The sequence below is a fragment of the Alkalicella caledoniensis genome, from assembly GCF_014467015.1.
GTDB lineage: Bacteria > Bacillota > Proteinivoracia > Proteinivoracales > Proteinivoracaceae > Alkalicella > Alkalicella caledoniensis.
Genome location: NZ_CP058559.1, coordinates 2,899,879 through 2,913,688, shown reverse-complemented (window position 1 = coordinate 2,913,688; position 13,810 = coordinate 2,899,879). Strand labels below are relative to the sequence as shown.

17 protein-coding genes are annotated in these 13,810 nt (G+C 34.8%); 4 read left to right on the top strand and 13 right to left on the bottom strand.

Annotated features, from left to right (window positions below; genetic code table 11):
- Positions 1 to 173: 173 nt before the first annotated feature.
- From tnpB to HYG86_RS14320, 5 genes are all read right to left on the bottom strand, one after another.
- Complete coding sequence (tnpB, locus tag HYG86_RS14340; protein ID WP_213169294.1) at positions 174 to 1,301, bottom strand: IS200/IS605 family element RNA-guided endonuclease TnpB; 1,128 nt, start codon at positions 1,299 to 1,301, stop codon at positions 174 to 176.
- Between the two features lie 18 nt (positions 1,302 to 1,319).
- Positions 1,320 to 1,721 carry an IS200/IS605 family transposase gene (gene tnpA, locus HYG86_RS14335; RefSeq protein ID WP_213165780.1) on the bottom strand — a complete coding sequence of 134 codons (402 nt, stop codon included), beginning with the start codon at positions 1,719 to 1,721 and terminating at the stop codon, positions 1,320 to 1,322.
- A 448-nt stretch (positions 1,722 to 2,169) separates the two neighbouring features.
- The gene (locus tag HYG86_RS14330) at positions 2,170 to 2,607 is read right to left on the bottom strand and encodes a hypothetical protein (RefSeq protein ID WP_213166266.1); all 438 of its coding nucleotides are present in this window, start codon (positions 2,605 to 2,607) and stop codon (positions 2,170 to 2,172) included.
- A gap of 283 nt (positions 2,608 to 2,890) precedes the next feature.
- Complete coding sequence (locus HYG86_RS14325) at positions 2,891 to 3,697, bottom strand: class I SAM-dependent methyltransferase (RefSeq protein WP_213166265.1); 807 nt, start codon at positions 3,695 to 3,697, stop codon at positions 2,891 to 2,893.
- 245 nt (positions 3,698 to 3,942) lie between these two features.
- A complete protein-coding gene (locus HYG86_RS14320) occupies positions 3,943 to 4,257 on the bottom strand; it encodes a hypothetical protein (RefSeq protein WP_213166264.1) in 315 nt (104 codons plus the stop codon).
- A 379-nt stretch (positions 4,258 to 4,636) separates the two neighbouring features.
- Between HYG86_RS14320 and HYG86_RS14315 the strand changes: the two genes are divergently transcribed.
- Positions 4,637 to 5,455: an EFR1 family ferrodoxin gene (locus HYG86_RS14315; RefSeq protein ID WP_213166263.1), complete on the top strand. Its 819-nt coding sequence runs from the start codon at positions 4,637 to 4,639 to the stop codon at positions 5,453 to 5,455.
- A gap of 178 nt (positions 5,456 to 5,633) precedes the next feature.
- Here the strand turns inward: HYG86_RS14315 and HYG86_RS14310 are convergent, their stop codons facing one another.
- The gene (locus HYG86_RS14310; RefSeq protein ID WP_213166262.1) at positions 5,634 to 6,482 is read right to left on the bottom strand and encodes an MBL fold metallo-hydrolase; all 849 of its coding nucleotides are present in this window, start codon (positions 6,480 to 6,482) and stop codon (positions 5,634 to 5,636) included.
- Between the two features lie 255 nt (positions 6,483 to 6,737).
- Here HYG86_RS14310 and HYG86_RS14305 point away from each other — a divergent pair, with 255 nt between their 5' ends.
- Entirely contained in the window at positions 6,738 to 6,959 is a 222-nt protein-coding gene (locus tag HYG86_RS14305; protein ID WP_213166261.1) for a hypothetical protein, read from the top strand.
- Positions 6,960 to 7,272: 313 nt separating this feature from the next.
- Here HYG86_RS14305 and HYG86_RS14300 read toward each other — a convergent pair whose 3' ends face one another.
- The 6 genes from HYG86_RS14300 to HYG86_RS14275 form a co-directional block, all read right to left on the bottom strand.
- Positions 7,273 to 7,827 carry a GNAT family N-acetyltransferase gene (locus tag HYG86_RS14300; protein WP_213166260.1) on the bottom strand — a complete coding sequence of 185 codons (555 nt, stop codon included), beginning with the start codon at positions 7,825 to 7,827 and terminating at the stop codon, positions 7,273 to 7,275.
- 169 nt (positions 7,828 to 7,996) lie between these two features.
- Positions 7,997 to 8,179 (bottom strand): hypothetical protein, encoded by a 183-nt coding sequence (locus HYG86_RS14295; protein WP_213166259.1) that lies wholly within the window; start codon positions 8,177 to 8,179, stop codon positions 7,997 to 7,999.
- Positions 8,180 to 8,220: 41 nt separating this feature from the next.
- Positions 8,221 to 8,664 carry a DUF8058 family membrane protein gene (locus tag HYG86_RS14290; protein WP_213166258.1) on the bottom strand — a complete coding sequence of 148 codons (444 nt, stop codon included), beginning with the start codon at positions 8,662 to 8,664 and terminating at the stop codon, positions 8,221 to 8,223.
- A gap of 123 nt (positions 8,665 to 8,787) precedes the next feature.
- A complete protein-coding gene (locus tag HYG86_RS14285; protein WP_246451795.1) occupies positions 8,788 to 9,756 on the bottom strand; it encodes an NAD-dependent epimerase/dehydratase family protein in 969 nt (322 codons plus the stop codon).
- Between the two features lie 107 nt (positions 9,757 to 9,863).
- Positions 9,864 to 11,321: a phytoene desaturase family protein gene (locus HYG86_RS14280; protein ID WP_213166257.1), complete on the bottom strand. Its 1,458-nt coding sequence runs from the start codon at positions 11,319 to 11,321 to the stop codon at positions 9,864 to 9,866.
- A gap of 56 nt (positions 11,322 to 11,377) precedes the next feature.
- Positions 11,378 to 12,214, bottom strand: a complete 837-nt coding sequence (locus tag HYG86_RS14275) for a DUF2785 domain-containing protein (RefSeq protein WP_213166256.1) — start codon at positions 12,212 to 12,214, stop codon at positions 11,378 to 11,380.
- Positions 12,215 to 12,518: 304 nt separating this feature from the next.
- On the opposite strand from HYG86_RS14275, the gene HYG86_RS14270 reads away from it, so the two are divergent.
- Positions 12,519 to 12,791 (top strand): type II toxin-antitoxin system Phd/YefM family antitoxin, encoded by a 273-nt coding sequence (locus tag HYG86_RS14270; protein WP_213166255.1) that lies wholly within the window; start codon positions 12,519 to 12,521, stop codon positions 12,789 to 12,791.
- Entirely contained in the window at positions 12,775 to 13,104 is a 330-nt protein-coding gene (locus HYG86_RS14265; protein ID WP_213166254.1) for a type II toxin-antitoxin system RelE/ParE family toxin, read from the top strand. Before HYG86_RS14270 ends, HYG86_RS14265 begins: the two co-directional genes overlap by 17 nt.
- Before the next feature lie 98 nt (positions 13,105 to 13,202).
- Here the strand turns inward: HYG86_RS14265 and HYG86_RS14260 are convergent, their stop codons facing one another.
- Positions 13,203 to 13,802: a response regulator transcription factor gene (locus HYG86_RS14260; RefSeq protein ID WP_213166253.1), complete on the bottom strand. Its 600-nt coding sequence runs from the start codon at positions 13,800 to 13,802 to the stop codon at positions 13,203 to 13,205.
- Positions 13,803 to 13,810 lie beyond the last annotated feature (8 nt).

Below are 13,810 nucleotides of genomic sequence, written 5' to 3'. Positions count from 1 at the left end.
AGCCATTGGATTCCCAAGTAATCTTTATCTCCTCGCCGTGAACCTCCCACGAATGAATTGCGGGCTTCCAGTATCACTACTAGAATTTCCTGTTTCTCAGACCGACCTTACTGCATCGCATTCTCCACAGGCGTTAATTCGGATAGTTCCTACCCTACATGTTTTGTTTTTTGTTATGCTAACACTCGCAAGCCTTCTTGCAGTATATTCCTACTGGCATTTATATCTCTATCATGTTCATTTCCGCAATTATCACAAGTCCATTCTCTAACTGATAGACTCTTGGTTTTTGTGTTCTTAAATCCACAATGAGAGCATAGCTGACTAGATGGGAATAACCTGTCTATCTTGACGTAAGTTCTGCAATACCAGTTAGCTTTATATTCTAGTTGTCTAGTGAATTCTGACCATGACACATCTGATATTGCTTTAGCTAGTTTATGATTCCTTACCATTCCTCTTACATTTAAGTCTTCACTAACTATAACTTGGTTTTCGTTGATAATTTGCTTAGACAGTTTATGTAAGAAATCCCTCCTGGTATCTGATATCTTTTCGTGAAGCCTGGCCACCTTGATTCTCATCTTGTTTCTATTGTTACTAGTTTTTTGTTTCTTGGCTAATTGCCTTTGTAGTTTAGCCAGTTTTCTTTCATGTTTATGTAGGTTTTTTGGATTAGAAATTGTATTTCCATCACTGTCTATCAGAAAATTACTGATTCCTAAGTCTAACCCTATAGTCTTATCTACTTTCGGTAGTGGTAGATCTTTTGCTTCTGTATCCACAAGAATACTCACATAATATCTTCCGCTTGAGTTTTGAACTATGTTTGCAGACTTGATTTTTCCATCAAATTCTCTGTGAACTTTGGCTTCTATCCATTTAAGTTTAGGTAACTTAATTTTATTATCTGAGAAATCAATTTTTATGTTGTTATTTGTAAAATTAGTTGTGTAGCTTAATCTATTGCTATGTCTACTTTTAAATCTAGGAAATCCTGTCTTATCTTTTCCTTGTTTAACTCTTCTAAAGAAATGCTGATAAGCAGTATCCAGGTTGTAAATAGAATTGGTTAAGGCGAACTTATCTACTTCTTTAAGCCATATCAGTTCTTTTTTTAGTTCTCTGTTTAGATGGTTGTTACAATCTATTTTAGACAGAGATTCTTGTTTGTCTTCATACAGCTTTATTTTTTCGGCTAAGTAGTAGTTATACACAAATCTAGCACACCCAAAGGTTTTAGCTAGTTGCTCTTTTTGCTCTTTATTTGGATATATTCTATACTTGTATGCCTTTAACACCATGGTTCGCCTCCCTTTCTATTTAGTCTTTTGGCCTCTTATATATTCCCTTATTTGCTCCTGTGTATTTTCTGATACAGTGGCTACAAAGTAGCTAGGATTCCACAAATGCCCACCCCAGAGCTGTTTCTTTATTTCTGGATGAGCTTTAAATAGTAACCTTGCACTTACTCCCTTTAATGCTTTGATTATATTGGGAATATAATGTTGAGGGCTACAATCTATAAGTAGATGAATATGGTCTAAATCAGTTTCTATTTCTTCTATCCTGAACTGATTGTCTTGTGCAATCTGTTTAATTATCTCTTTTAGAGTCTTTTCTACTTTTCCTTGTAGTATTTTGTGTCTATATTTAGTACACCAAACTATGTGATACTGGATAGTATAAACATACCCTCTTCCATAAATAACTTTTCCCATACGTCACATCCTTTAATTATATGTGAACATATGTATATGTATAATTCTAGTATTTGTAATAATATAAGATCTATTTTAAGCAACATATGTTGCCACTAACTCATGACTGAAGACACGAGAATGCGTGGCAACTCATTCAAGTTTGGCGTTATTGTTCGGTATTGGTGATTATTGTTAGCTTTGAGTGTCCACTATGGTAGAGATGATGTAGGTAGGGTACAATTCGTTGTGTTTAGTGGTGGGATTTGGAATCTATGGTATTAGCATTGGCCCTTGTATTCAGTTGTTTAAAAAATGGGTCTACCTTAGTATAGACCGAACAAGGAAGCATATTTACTTTAAGCTTTATTGTATAGGGAACTAAAAATAGCAACTGTGTAAGGACACAGCTGCTATTTTTAGTAACTTGTTTATAGGGTCCCCATAGATACCTCTTTGTTACTTCGTGTTATTTAGCTTGCTTTAGTTGGTAAATGTCTTTTTTTATCATAGCATTCTCCAACAGTAGATACTCGAAGTCGTTTTTTACTTTGGTTCGAAATTCCGATAGTTCACCAGTTTGATTGTAAATAACCTCTAATTTCTGTTCCACCTTAGCCTGGCTCACTTCAACATTATACAGACGGTTGTCAACCACGGCTAGATTGTCCTCTACTGTGGATAGACGGTCCTCAACTCTACATAGATTGCCCTCTACTGTGGATAGACGGTCCTCAACTCTAGATAGATTGCCTTCTACTGTGGATAGACGGTCCTCAACTCTAGATAGATTGCCTTCTACTGTGGATAGACGGTCCTCAACTCTAGATAGATTGCCTTCTAATCTAGTCTGACCTTCTTTTAATCCCTGCAATTCCTCAAGAATCTTGTTTAAAACCGCTTCCATTTACACACCTCCTCGTTACATCTAATATATATCAATATGTCTATACATATTAAGTCCGGATTTTTCCTTATCATAACACAAACAGATGTTCGTGTCAATAGAAGTAATTGTTTGGTATAGGCGGTGATGTAAATTTTGAGAGTCCGGGTCGGTATGGAACCCGACCCCTACCGTAATAAGTCTTTGTGATGGTAGAGACAGGATAGGGCATATATCATTGGTTGTGTGTGGTGATAAAAATCAAATTTTAAGGACCTCAAAAATGAGGTCCTAGGCATTTGCTTTATTTAACTACTTGTTTACGGTATCTATAGATATCTCCACCTGTTTTACTAACATGGTAGAAGGCTTCAAATCCTCGCTTTAGTAGTTCTTCATTTGGTTTTCTTTTCCTGTTGTCTTCACCTATACAGTCAATAATATATCCACCATTTTTAACAACCCTTGTTAGTTCTGCAATCTCACGTTCATAATCATCGCCAACCACATGACCTGACATTACTATGTCAAAGGTGTTGTCTTCATAGGGAATTTGTTCTACAGTGCCGTCTAAAACTGTGACATTATCAATATTTTCGTGTTTTATCTTATCCAGTAAGTATTCTCTCAATGCATCTGTGGGCTCACTTGCATAGACTCTTTTTGCTTTTTGGGCTGCGGCAAATGCAAGTCTGCCAGTACCGCTTCCTATATCCAGTACTAGCTTATCTGTAAAATCAGCCAGTTCAAGGAGAAACTTCTTGTCCCAATCGTAGATATAGTCACAGTTTTTTTCCATTATTTCTGGATGAACAAGAACAATTGATGTTTCCATTTCACGTATTGCATCTATTTCTGCCTTACGTACTTCGTCTGAGGATAGATTTTTAGGGACACCTTCGGTCAATTTTTCTAGAATGGGTTTACATTCAGGACATTTGTGAAATAAATACCATTTCACTGCGGGATTGTACTCTAACGCTATACCAAGATTTTTGTCATATTCATTGTTTCCAAGGTGATGGTTGCACATCATCTTGATTATCCATCTATCCATTAGCAAAAAAGAGTTAAATGAAAATTCTTCTGGTTTAATCCAATTATAAGACATTTATTAACCTCCAATTTATAGAGGGCTAAAGTATAGTCACCCTCCTTTTGTTATCACCGTTTAAGTTTTCTACTGTTCTCTTCATATGATATCACCCTTCCAGTTTAGTTTCTTATTATAACGCCATAGCGAAATAATCAACTATTTATCCTAAGTATATTTCTCTTCACCCTGTCTATTCTCCTGCTGCTTGTAGCAGAATATGTAGAAGCTTTATAGTTGAGCAGCTAGACTAGGTGGTTAGTTTAGTTAAATATATCATTACAGTATTTCACGTATTGACTTCGATTGTTATCATACTCTAGTCCTTGGTTCCTTAGGTTTTCTAGTATGTGCTTATCTAAGGAATATGGACTTTTATTTTGCATCCATTTAGCCTCGTAGGGTGTTATGGTAATTTTGTATTTGTTGTTAAAAGTAATTATAAAGTTAGTCTCAGTTTCCTCAATATTGTACTCCATCTCAAATTCCATTGATATTGTATTTGTAACCAGTTTTAGAAATTCATCTACTCTACTGTTTTTAGCCATCAGGCCCCTCATCCAACCTTGTGTATTCATTTATATAACACCTTCCCTTAATTTATGATTTGTAATAAAAATAACGAAACCCCTACTTTTTTACTAAGTAGGGGTTGGATTTCTTATATGCATATGTGCACCCCCTTATCAAATCTTAGTTGAACCACCTTACCCTCTGGCAGGTTGGTATAGGGTTACTGAGCTAAGTCTCTACCCTAATTCTTTATAAGGTTTGTGAAATTGTAAGTTCATCTTACCATATTTTGGGTGTTAGTGCAATATGTTAGCTAATGCTTTTATAAATCATCTATTCCTCCTTACATATTATTTCTATGTTCTGTTTCAGAAGATTGTTGGAAATGATATAATTCTTGCAAAGGTATTTCTCAACTGTAAACATTGAATATGGGGGTAGAACATGGTGGAAAGTGATAAAATATTAATTTTATATCATTCAGGAGCAGGAAGCACCAAAGTTATCGCGGAGATATATCACAAAATGTTGGACTTATACTCTATAGATATGAGTTCAATTGATTTGGGATATGATTATGAGTTGCTAAATAACTACGAGTTTTTTATTCTTGCTTTTCCTACATATCATTGTGCTCCTTCTACTTCTATGATGGAATTTATTGAAAGGATGCCACCACATCAAAAACCAAAGAAGGCTTTTGTTTTTACTACTTGTGGCCTATATTCAGGGAATGCTTTAAGGGAGTTCACAAAAAAGTGTTTAACTAAAAATATTCATGTATACGATTATTCGGTATATAAAGGACCTGCCACTGACGGTGTGTTATTGTTTCCACCATTTTCTTTTATGTATGACTATGAAGAGAACATTGCTAAGAAGATAAAATCAGATATTAAAAAAATAGAACATATTTTCAATGGCAGCACAAATGAAGTAAAAATTCCCTCATTTAAGTTATATACAATATTAAATTTTCCTAATAAAATATTGGGCAAGACATACAAACATAAACTCAAATTATTAAAAGATAGATGTATAGGCTGTAACAAGTGTATTAATGATTGCATACGAAAATGTTGGAATAGTATTGGTGAATATCCTCAATACGATAGAACTAGGTGTGAGTTTTGCTTTAAATGTGTGCACCATTGTCCTAGTGAAGCAATAATATTGTCTGAAAAAACAAGAACAAAGACTAAGTTTAATGAAAGGTTTTATAATAAGCTGAAAGAAGAGATAATGCAGGATGCGGGTTCGTAGGGTGGCTTTTGTGGTACCAGCCCTAATCTTTTTCTAAACGAAGAAATCCCCTGATGTTGCTTACATCAAGGGATTTTTTATACAGCTTACATATATTGAGTCTAGGTAAGCCCTGCCTCTATTATTTTATTGCATATATTTTTTCCTCAGCTTACTAGTGCTGTGTTTATACCCATTTTTACACCTCAATTTTATCACCTGTATGTATGTAACTGATATTTTCGCCCAGGCTATCCTTTAAAATCTTATATGCTTTTTTCCCTGTGCAATGTACTGTATAGACTTGTTCTATGTTATATGTGGCCATCTTTTCTCCTAAATTTTCAATGTACTCTGGGGTTTCCCCTAGCCTGTCTTTGAATGGCACTCCCATGAGGTGGAAGCCTCCTATTACAGTTTTAATTTTAGTATTTGGGAAGTATTTTGTAACATTTTCAACCATGTTTGTTATTCCGTTGTGGCTACAGCCTGTTATTATATCCAGCTTACCTTTTGCCACAATAACCAAAGACATTTCATGCTGAAATTCGTCTTTTTCCATCTTATCTTCTTTTTGTACATATAGGTCTTTGCCAGATTCCCCTAGTGAAAATGGGCGTTCCAATGAATTTGGTGCTAAGTATATGTTGGGAGCTATTTCAGAAACGGCGTTTATAAGGGTGATTCTTTCCATATGGTTTTCAAATATTTCTTTAGGAATACCAATATATTTTCTTATGAATGCTTTTTTAAAGTAATACTCGTTGGAAGCATACTCACTCATATATACCTTAGCTTTTTTGTTGAGTTTCAAAAATGACTCTAGCCCACCTGTGTGGTCTGAGTGGGCATGGGATATTACGACTATATCAACTTTTTCTAGGTCTATATTCATTTGTCGCGCATTTTCCATAAAGGCATCTGAGTCCCCAGTGTCAAATAGTATATTTTTCCCATCTATTTCTATGTAGAGGGATAAACCATGCTCACATTTTAACTTCCTATCATGTTTTTTATAGTAGTTTTCAATTAGTACAGAAATTTTCATTTGACCAACTTCCCTCCTTGATGTAGACTAATTGAAATTCCATGCAAGTTCCTGTTTAAATATAATCCACTGCATAGTTACTTGCTAGTTTTATTATTCTTCTTTATACATATATTCCCTGCTTTGATATACTTTTATTTAGCAAAAAAAAATGCCTTATATGGTTGTTGTGATTTATTAAAGGCTTATTTAGAATATGGTCAAATTCTACGGGTATAGATAGATAATATTTTTTCTAAAAATGGAGATGATGCTATGGAAGTGATTAAAGAAATTTACTCCCTTAATAAAGACTATATGGCTGAGGTTGTCAAGCGGAAAGATGGGTTATATCAAGTCTATGTTTTTGTTTGGGATGACGAGTGGGATACTTGGTTACAGGTGACTGAAGGTCTCTCGTTGACCGATAATTTACAAAGTGCAATAGGATTTGCCGTTGAGCAATTGAAGAATCGTGGGGTTGTAGTTGATTTATAGGGAAAGAGGTATATTGACTGATGTCAATATACCTCTTTTTACGCCATTATTATGAATTTCGTGTTTGATCGTTGGATAATTCGATATAATTGCTAGTTTTTGAGGTCCATTCGGTATGGAACCGACACCCTACGGTAGTTAATTATCTGTTATGGGTAGTTTAAAGCATAGATTGAGCTATCCTATTTTGGTCTTTGGCCTATAGAGGAATAAACTTAATTATTTGGCATTAGCCACATTCCTATCATGGAGATACCAACAAAAATTAATAAAGATCGAAGCAGGTTTTCTCATCAATGAACAACTCTTTAGTTTAGTACTCTCTTTTGAGAATTGACATAATTATTCCATCCTCTAGCTTCCCCTTTATAAGATCCCTTTCTCTGACTATTCCTTCTTGGACAAAATTTAGTTTTTCCAGTACTTTAATAGATGCATTATTGCCAGGAGTTATGGTTGCTTCAATCCTATTTAGGTTCATAACATTAAACCCATAATCAATTATTGCTTTTAGGGCTTCTGTTGCATATCCTTTATTCCATTGTTTTTGGGTTATATCATAACCTATTTCAGTCCGTCTAGCACCATCATTAAAATCACCAAAGCAGCAAGTTCCTATTAGTTCATTTGTTTCTTTTAATATAACTCCCCAAGTGATTTCTTCATTTTTCTCCAACTCTTTTCTATACCTTCCTATGAAGTTCATTGCCTCTTCTTTTGAGTTTATTGGATAGAAATAGTCGAACTTAGCCACTTCAGCATCACTGAGCATCTCAAATAATTGTTCTAAATCTCCTTCCTCAACTTGCCGGAGAATCAACCTATCTGTTTCTAATTCTGGAAATGGATCAAAACATTTATTTATCATCTAAATCATCTCCCACAGTTTTTATATACAATGAATGTGAACTACCCACCACTTAGGCTTTGAGCCTTGAAGTGGGGGCTTCTTAGTAAAATTTAACTAAGAATTTATTGAAACGAAGTTTGGTATTTAAGTTTCCACCTAAGATTGTTCCTAGGCAACCCTTATTCGTTTAGGGTGGTCCACACATCCAGTTAGTTTTTAGTTCTTTATCTAGTTTTATATATGGGAGGTATTTTTCTGTGCATATATAGTTAGCAATATTATATAACTTTGTAGTGTGGAAGGATAGTTCCTGAATTATTGCTACTTGGCATTCTTTCCACCTAGGATATACCTTTAGCGATAATTTCATTTTTTAGCTCACCTCCCTTCTATGTATATTTTATCATAGAATCAGGAGAAGAGGAACATATGTTTGCTAAATTTTGTGAATTTTCGTTGTACATGTGTCGTATTCATCCCCCACCTAAGAGGAAGGGGTATTGAACTCCGTCTTATGGATAAAAATACCAATTGAAGTACTAACATAATTCCAAACATGGCCACAAAAATATAGTCATTTGTTTGTAAATAATAACCTGCACTATTCACCAATGTATAGCATAGCATTCCACTTGTGAAAAGATAAAAATTAGATGACCAATGTGTCTTTTTTAGTAAACCGATCCCAGAGATAATCAATAGTATTGCTGTTATGCTTTCGATTATAATGTGTGTAGTAATTTCTTTCGGGATTGTTTCTAGTTCTGGTACTTGACCCGTGGTTAATAGCATTACCCACAAACCTAGCATAGAGATACCGACAAATATTGAAAAAATTGAAGATGGTTTCCGCATCAATAAAACCCCTTAGTTTAAAAATATAATAAACATACTTATTATAATTCTTAATGTCATATATATATTAACCATAATGAGCCAGAGAAGTTGAGATTGCGATGCCTTGAGTTAGAAATAAGTTTAACTCTCTAATACATAGTCTACTTTAGTCATCCTTGGATTATTGACTTCTGGTTTAGCTTCACAGTACCATTTGTATGCTAATTTCATACCTTCTTGAATATCTATTTTTGGTACATATAAGCCGTCTTTTTGAGCTTTTTCCAGGCTTAGGATGTAGTTTATATTTCTAAATATGAAGTATTCGCCAAGTTTTACGTCTTCCCTTTTACTGTCTATTTTCTTGATTTTCACTTCTATGTTTACTGCTTTTATGGCTGCTTGTACCAGTTTCTCCCATGTTACTAACTGGGGGTGAGTGGCGTTATATGCCTGTCCTGCTGATTTTTCAGTATGAATAGCACTTTCAAGTATCCTTACTAAGTCACTTATGTATATGAATTGGTTCTTTTTATCTCCATCGGGGATCGGCACGTCTAGACTTTTAGATATCCTGTTGAATAGATATTTCTCTCTGAGCAAGTTGTTATCTTCGCCATATATGTAAGTAGGTCTAAAGATTGTCATTGGGAACTTATCATCTCCCCATAACTTAAAAAGATAATCCTCAGCTTCTTTTTTGCCTAATCCATAAGCTCCCCAGTTTGCATTTTCTCCTTTTGCAAAGTCTTCAGATACCATTTCATCTGAAGGTATATAAACTGCTCCTGAGCTGCAAAATACATATCTTTTTAGACTTTCCCTGTCTAGGACGTTTGTAAGTTTTTCTACATCTTCTTTGGTATAGGCTGAGATATCAAAAACATAATGGTATTTCTCATTACCAATGTTCGCCTTTAAATCTAGGGTGGATTTCCTATCACCCTTTAGATGTTTTCTTAACCCTTCATAGTTTAAAGGTTTTATCCCTCTAGTAAATACATCAACTGTATACCCCTTGGATATTAAGTATTTTGCCATGGAACTGCTTACAAACTCCGTTCCTCCCATGACTAAAATCTTGATAGACTGTTCTTTGGAATTATTCATTTACTCATCTCCCTATTAGAAATACTGCTAAATATTTGTTCGCTGCTTGTGTGAACTTTGATGAAGAAATCCCTGAAGTAATATTACATCCAGGGACTTTTTCATTCCTATTTACCACATATTCTTTGTATAGCCCATTTTCCTGTTACTAATGCTGTGGGTAATCCTCCTGGGGGCATTAGCCATTGTCCAGCCATGTAGAGGTTTTTAAGGCCTTTTATTTTACCATCATGTATTTTTTGATCACCTTTAGGTGTTGATCCAAAAGACATGTAAGATCCTTTATATGCTCCACAGTATCTTTCAAATGTTAAGGGTGTTGCCACATCTAGTAGGGTAATCTTACCCTTTAGTTCTGGAAAACGTGTTTCTATGCCTTCAATTATGTTATTTCCAAGGGAGCTTTTCTCTGAGTTATATTCTTTTAAGTTTTCGCGTTTTTCTTTCCACCACTTGTAGTTAGCATTTATATATGAGATTACAAGGGATTTACCCTTTGGGGCAAAGGATGGTTCGTAGCTATAGTTCTTCATGGATATCTGATTTATATCCTTATCTTCAAAGGGAAACTGTGCAGTTTCAAATACTAAATCCTTAGTATAACTTGATAAGTCCCCGTCAATTCCCAGTGCTATATAAACACCTGAAAAGAGAGGATATGTCTCCTCGTTTGTGTATTTATGGGAAAAACTTTCATCTTGATATTTACCCTTTAATAACTTTTCAAAGGTTATGTTAGTGTCACATGCTGGTAGAATATAGTCTCCGTATACCTTAGCACCATCTCCAAGTATAATACCTGTGGCAGTATCATTATCAATAATTATTTCTTTTACTTCCTGGCCTAGGTTTACCTCACCACCTAGGCTTTTATACTTCTCTTCCATGCGTAGGGCAAAGGCCTTGGAACCTCCCCTTGGTATACCACCATTACCACTTGCTAGGGTAGCATATGTGAACGGCAAGGTGTATGCACAATAGTTTTCCATCAACCCCACTTTTAGGGCTTCCCTAATAATCGGACTTTTAAATCTTGTCACATATTCTGCTATGGTAACTTTTTGTAGCTTGTTCATTACAAAGGCAACATCCTTCATGGACATCCCTAGTTTTATTTTTTCCATCAGGCTCATCTGATCCATTGGTTTATCAGACGGCATTTCAAAATTTAGGTATGCTTTTGTGTATTTAATTAGTTTTTCTATTTCTTCTTGGTCTTCAGGGGATATTTCCGTTAGATGTTTTTTTAGCTTGTCTAGATCTGTCCACAAGGTAACTGTTTTACCTTGATATTCTATTGTACCAAAACTCTCAGGTTGATAAATATCTATATTTTCTAGTGCCCCTACTTCTTCCCAAAGTTTATATAGTTTGGTCCCCGGTTTTGTTCCCGTAAGCCAGTGTATACATCCATCTATATGGAAACCTTTTCGATCCCAGCCTGTGCACTCACCACCTGAAATTATATGTTTTTCGTAGACGACACTTTGTAATCCTGCTTTTTGAGCATATATTCCAGCAGAAAGCCCTGCTATTCCCCCACCGATAATTATAATTTTTTTCACTTTATTCCCTCCGAATAATCTTATTGATACATGTTAAGTACCCATTGTTTCTAATACTAGGCAGGATTCACGTTGTTGAAATAACTATTTAAGTTGTGTGATGTATTCTCTAGTTGGTTAATTATATTAGCCGGCATTTTTTTGTATTTTAACCTAAAGTATAATGCTCTTATAAATCTTAGTGTATTTTCTAGGAAGTATTGACTTTGGGGGAGGGACGAAGGTTTTTCAATATCTTCAAAACTTCTAACCCAATTTATAATTCCTTGTTCACTTAAAATATTTCTTCCTATAACGTTTGTGGCAGCTGTTACTAACCTCTCGCTCTCCATATGGGTATAAACACTTGAAGAAATACATACTTTCTCTTTTATTACCTCTAGTATTTCTTGAAGGTGGTCTGCCTCCATGCTATTACATAAAGCTAGTGCCCTTAATGCATCTGCGCCATGGGCTATGGCGTGTGCCCAGCCTTTTTCAGCTACATATCCACGAGTATCCTCTTCTGATCTTATATATTTTATAACATCAGTATATACTTTAACTATTTCTTCCTCTGTAAGGAAGTCTTCTATATTGTTGTGGTAGGATATAATGATCCTTACAATAAGTACTGTAAAAGCACGGTTAAATACAGAGTCGGCATTTACCTCACAAAATAGGTGCTTTTTGCTTAATGATAGTTCTAGCAAATTTCTTAGCTGTTCTTTACTGAGCATGTTGTCAGTGATCATCTTCCATAATATTGTTAAGATCAGGTCATCCCTGAGTACAGGGTCTAATGAACCGATATTTTCCATGGCTTCTAAGGCCAGTTGATATGTATCTATTTCTTGTGGTATTTCCCAGTCATTTGCCTGAATGTTTAAAAGCCTTTGTTTTAGGTCATTCATTGTATTTCACTCCTTTTTAGATTAGAGGTATTAAAATAAATTCTCATTGCATTATATTCAATTTTAATGAGCAAAATCCTATATGGAAGTATTAACAATTTATTAAATTAACCCTTCCTACTATAAACGTAATATAATAAATTCCTTGATGTTGATAACATTAAGGAATTTATTTTTTGCTCTATTTATATATTCACTAACATATTTTTCTGTCTTCTTAAGCTTTTTGATCCGATTTGCATATTGCATATACCATAATTATGTTATAATAAGTGTATAATTATAGTATAAGGCGGTGATTTATATGATTATTAAACCTTCTACATCTATTAGGCAAGATTATAATAACTTTTCAAAGTATTGTCATGAAATTGATGAGCCAGTATATATTACACGTAACGGTGAGGCTGATTTAGTAGTTATGAGTCATGAAACATACAAGCGTATGGAAGCCAGATTTAAGCTCCAGTCAAAACTTTTAGTGGCAGAAAAAGAAATTTCCGAAGGTAAGGAGCTTTTGGAGCACCATGAGTTAATGGCAAGAATGAGGAAAAAAATAAATGCAGAAAAGAAGTAAACTACTATATACCCCTACTGCAACAAATGATATTGAGGAACTTTTCTCGTATATTTCAGAAGATAGTATCGATAGTGCATTAAAGCTATTGGACAATATCGATGATAGTATTCGAAAGCTTTTAGAATTCCCATACATGGGTTCCATGCTTTCCGAAGATGATTATAGTTTAGTTAATAGTGGCTATCGCTTTATCGTGGTACATCTATATTTAGTTTTTTATAGGGTTATCAACCAAGATATAATAATCCACAGGGTTTTACACGGTAGAAGAGATTATCTCCGTGAGCTTTTTATGACTTGTAAAAAGTAGAGTCTGACCATTTGTGATTTGCAGCTAAGAAACTGCTAAAACAATATTAAGAGAGTTCAAGGATTTATTTTCTCCCTGGACTCTTTTGTGTTTTTCTTTTAGCTCCTAGCCATCAGGCTTAGTTGGGTTCGGTTTTTTACTTCCATTTTTTCTATGATTACTGAGACTACGTTTCTTACTGTTCCTTCTGATAAGAAGAGCTGCTGGCTTATTTCTCTATTTGTAAGGCCTTGGGACACTAGTTCAAAGATTTCTTTTTCCCTTGGTGTGAGCTTTTCTATATTTGGGATCTCGGTGCTTGTTAGCTTGTTTAATACTTCTGTATCTAGGACTGCTACTCCACTGGATATGATGCGAAGCTTTTCTGCTATACTTGATATCTTATCTGTTTTTAGTAGGTACCCTTCCGCCCCTGCCTGTAAGGCTAGTTGGATATTTTGTTTGTCTTGGAAGGTTGTCAGCATCATAATCTTTATGTGGGGATACTTCTTTTTAATTAGTCTTGTTGCTTGGATGCCATCAACTTCTGGCATACGGATATCCATCAGTACAACATGGGGTTGTTTGTTTTCACATAGGTCAAATGCTTGTTGTCCATTTTGAGCAGTGCCGATAACTTCTATATCATCTTCTTTAGATAGCATTAACTCTAAGCTTTTAAGAATCAGGCTATCATCATCAACTATAATTATTTTCATAATTTATC

Bases quoted from the DNA above. Each gene is read 5' to 3' on its own strand.
- tnpA (WP_213165780.1), bottom strand. From the start codon at position 1,721: ATGGGAAAAGTTATTTATGGAAGAGGGTATGTTTATACTATCCAGTAT.
- HYG86_RS14330 (WP_213166266.1), bottom strand. From the start codon at position 2,607: ATGGAAGCGGTTTTAAACAAGATTCTTGAGGAATTGCAGGGATTAAAA.
- HYG86_RS14325 (WP_213166265.1), bottom strand. From the start codon at position 3,697: ATGTCTTATAATTGGATTAAACCAGAAGAATTTTCATTTAACTCTTTT.
- HYG86_RS14320 (WP_213166264.1), bottom strand. From the start codon at position 4,257: ATGAATACACAAGGTTGGATGAGGGGCCTGATGGCTAAAAACAGTAGA.
- HYG86_RS14315 (WP_213166263.1), top strand. From the start codon at position 4,637: ATGGTGGAAAGTGATAAAATATTAATTTTATATCATTCAGGAGCAGGA.
- HYG86_RS14310 (WP_213166262.1), bottom strand. From the start codon at position 6,482: ATGAAAATTTCTGTACTAATTGAAAACTACTATAAAAAACATGATAGG.
- HYG86_RS14305 (WP_213166261.1), top strand. From the start codon at position 6,738: ATGGAAGTGATTAAAGAAATTTACTCCCTTAATAAAGACTATATGGCT.
- HYG86_RS14300 (WP_213166260.1), bottom strand. From the start codon at position 7,827: ATGATAAATAAATGTTTTGATCCATTTCCAGAATTAGAAACAGATAGG.
- HYG86_RS14295 (WP_213166259.1), bottom strand. From the start codon at position 8,179: ATGAAATTATCGCTAAAGGTATATCCTAGGTGGAAAGAATGCCAAGTA.
- HYG86_RS14290 (WP_213166258.1), bottom strand. From the start codon at position 8,664: ATGCGGAAACCATCTTCAATTTTTTCAATATTTGTCGGTATCTCTATG.
- HYG86_RS14285 (WP_246451795.1), bottom strand. From the start codon at position 9,756: ATGAATAATTCCAAAGAACAGTCTATCAAGATTTTAGTCATGGGAGGA.
- HYG86_RS14275 (WP_213166256.1), bottom strand. From the start codon at position 12,214: ATGAATGACCTAAAACAAAGGCTTTTAAACATTCAGGCAAATGACTGG.
- HYG86_RS14270 (WP_213166255.1), top strand. From the start codon at position 12,519: ATGATTATTAAACCTTCTACATCTATTAGGCAAGATTATAATAACTTT.
- HYG86_RS14265 (WP_213166254.1), top strand. From the start codon at position 12,775: ATGCAGAAAAGAAGTAAACTACTATATACCCCTACTGCAACAAATGAT.
- HYG86_RS14260 (WP_213166253.1), bottom strand. From the start codon at position 13,802: ATGAAAATAATTATAGTTGATGATGATAGCCTGATTCTTAAAAGCTTA.